Origin of the sequence: Roseicyclus sp., assembly GCF_052168335.1 — a bacterium.
Lineage (GTDB): Bacteria > Pseudomonadota > Alphaproteobacteria > Rhodobacterales > Rhodobacteraceae > Roseibacterium.
On the sequence record NZ_JBQLZP010000003.1, the window covers coordinates 1 to 2697 of the forward strand.

At 68.7% G+C, this 2697-nt stretch carries 2 protein-coding genes and 1 pseudogene; 1 reads left to right on the forward strand and 2 read right to left on the reverse strand.

Annotation, left to right across the window (positions count from 1 at the left end; translation table 11 throughout):
• Both ACTS11_RS00105 and urtA read right to left on the reverse strand, forming a co-directional pair.
• Positions 1-988, reverse strand: a pseudogene (locus tag ACTS11_RS00105) (urea ABC transporter permease subunit UrtB); the annotation flags it as partial.
• Between the two features lie 62 nt (positions 989-1050).
• Positions 1051-2316: an urea ABC transporter substrate-binding protein gene (gene urtA / locus ACTS11_RS00110; protein ID WP_442638321.1), complete on the reverse strand. Its 1266-nt coding sequence runs from the start codon at positions 2314-2316 to the stop codon at positions 1051-1053.
• A 129-nt stretch (positions 2317-2445) separates the two neighbouring features.
• Here urtA and ACTS11_RS00115 point away from each other — a divergent pair.
• Positions 2446-2697: LysR family transcriptional regulator (locus ACTS11_RS00115; protein ID WP_442638322.1), on the forward strand; the 252-nt coding region annotated here is incomplete at its 3' end.

The following is a 2697-nucleotide window of genomic DNA, read 5'->3' on the forward strand; positions in this document are numbered from 1 at the left end:
AGACATGCGTTGCGAGCGAATCGTCGATCTCGGCTTCGGTCGGCGCGGGCTGCGCGAGCCCGGCCGCGACCAGCGCGGCATAGGCGCGGTCGCGCGCCGCCTCGGTGTTCAGCTGCGCCACGGGGAGGCCGCCCACCATGCCGTCGGCCACGTTCGCGGCGAGGATGTCGCGCCGCCCGGTCGCGCTGATCGGTGCGGGCGCGAGGCCCGCCTCGACCAGCATCGCGTAGGCCGCGCCACGGTCGATGTCGGTGCCGGGCTCCAGCGTGCGGGCGAGGTTGATCCCCTCGGGCAGCTCGGCCGCCACCTCCGTCCGCGTCGCGAGCAGCGGGTTCAGCGTGGCGCGGGCCGCGAGGCTCACGTTGCCCGCGAGGCTCTCGATGGCGGCCACGCGGTCGGCGTCATCGGTGTCGAAGGCGATGACCAGTTTCGGCAGCAGTACCTCGGCGAAGGCGGCCACGTCCGGGTCCTCCTCGGTGCCGAGGAGATCGCGCAGGAGCGGCAGGTGCGTCTCCTCCGGCGCGTCGTCGATGGCCTCGAGCGCCGCCAGCCGTTCGGCCGGGTCGTCCGAGCCGAGCTGGAAGGCCACGAGCGCCGAGGCGATCACCGTCTGCACGCCGCGGTTCGGGCGGAGCTGCGAGACCTCGCGGCTGGTGGCCGTGCCGACGACCTCGCCCGTGGTGATGTCGAGCAGCGTCAGCGGATCGCCGTCGGGGTCCTCCACGTAGACGAAGATCCCGTCGGCGTTGCGCTGGTAGACCTCGCGGGCGGCCCAGGTGGCGAGGAACCGCGGCACCTCGGGCAGCTCGCTGGCGATGAGGAGGTCGAGAACCTCCTGCACCGTCTGGCGCGAGGCGTCGGCGACGAGATCGGCGCGGGACTGGAGGACGGATTGCAGGTCCTGGGCGGTTTCCACCGTGTCGGCGCGCAAGGGCTGCGCCGAAAGCAGGACGACGCCGACGAGCGCGGCGAGAAGGGCACGTATCATTCCGGGACTGCTCGGGCAGGAGGATGCGGGCGGCCCGCCAGGGGACCGCCCGCCATGTCGTCTCAGTAGTTCGACTGGATCTGCACGCAGGTCTGCGTCTCGGTGTTGTACATGCCGCAGCCGAGGCCCGGCCAGTCGGACTCGAGCACCGCCGATTCCGGCAGGTAGTCGGTCCAGGCGTCGCCGGGAACCGGCTCGGTCTGGCTGATGATGTCGAACTGCCCGTCGGCGCGGATCTCGCCGATCAGCACGGGCTTGGTCAGGTGGTGGTTCGGAAGCATCTCGGCGATGCCGCCGGTCAGGTTCGGAACCTGGATGCCGTACATCGCCTCGCGCACCGCGTCGACGTCGGTCGTGCCCGCCGCCTCGACCGCCTGAACCCACATGTTGAAGCCGATGTAGTGGGCTTCCATCGGGTCGTTGGTCGGGCGCGCCTCGTCGCCGATGAAGGCGTGCCAGGCCTCGATGAAGGCCTCGTTCTCCGGCGTGTCGGCGGACATGAAGTAGTTCCACGCCGCGAGGTGCCCGGCCAGCGGCGCGGTGTCGAAGCCGGCAAGCTCCTCCTCGCCCACCGAGAAGGCGACGACGGGGATGTCGTCGGCGGCCACGCCCTGCGCGGCAAGCTCCGCGTAGAAGCCCACGTTCGCGTCACCGTTGATCGTCGAGATCACGCCGACCTGCTGCCCGCCTTCGCCGAGCGCGACCACGTCGGCCACGATCGAGGACCAGTCGGAATGGCCGAAGGGCGTGTAGTTGACGAAGATGTTCTCCTGGGGGATGCCCGCGTCGAGCAGGTACTGCTCGAGGATGCGGTTCGTCGTGCGCGGATAGACGTAGTCCGTGCCGAGGAGCGCGAAGACTTCGACCCCGAGCTCGTTGAGGTAGTAGTCTACCGCCGGGATCGCCTGCTGGTTCGGCGCGGCGCCGGTGTAGAAGACGTTGCGGCTGGATTCCTCGCCCTCGTACTGCACGGGGTAGAACATCAGGCCGTTCAGTTCCTCGAGGACCGGGAGCACCGACTTGCGGCTCACCGAGGTCCAGGCGCCGAAGATCACGTCGACCTCGTGCACGGTCAGAAGCTCGCGCGCGCGCTCGGCGAAGAGCGGCCAGTCGGACGCGGGGTCGACGACGACGGGCACGATCTCCTGCCCGAGAAGGCCGCCGGCCGCGTTCTGCTGCTCGATGAGCATCAGCATCACGTCACGCAGCGTCGTCTCGGAGATCGCCATCGTTCCGGTGAGCGAATGGAGGATCCCGACGCGGATTTCTGCGCTTGCAGCATTGGCGGAGACAAGCGCCAAGGCGCTTGCGAGTAGCAACTTTTTCATACGAATGTCCCAGGTTCTTGAGCAGGCATTTTGCTGCCGCAGAAAATTGAACCCGGATTGACCCTGTGTTGTCTGCCGTTAAATTGGCGGCGGGGTGGTGCGTTTTATGCACCAGGCGAGGGCTGGCGGATGCGGCATCTCAGGATCTACCGGGCGATCCGCCTGATCCAGCGCACGGGGTCGATCCGCAAGGCCGCGGAACTCCTCGCGATTTCGCCCTCGGCGCTGAACCGCTCCGTCCAGGGCTTCGAGGAGGAGCTCGGTCTGCCCGTCTTCGACCGCGTGACCGGCGGCGTGCGGCTGACCAGCGCGGGCGAGCTGCTGCTCGACCTGCTGGACCGTCACATGACCGAGTTCGACGACTTCCGGACGCAGCTCGTG

Bases quoted from the DNA above. Each gene is read 5' to 3' on its own strand.
- urtA (WP_442638321.1), bottom strand. From the start codon at position 2,316: ATGAAAAAGTTGCTACTCGCAAGCGCCTTGGCGCTTGTCTCCGCCAAT.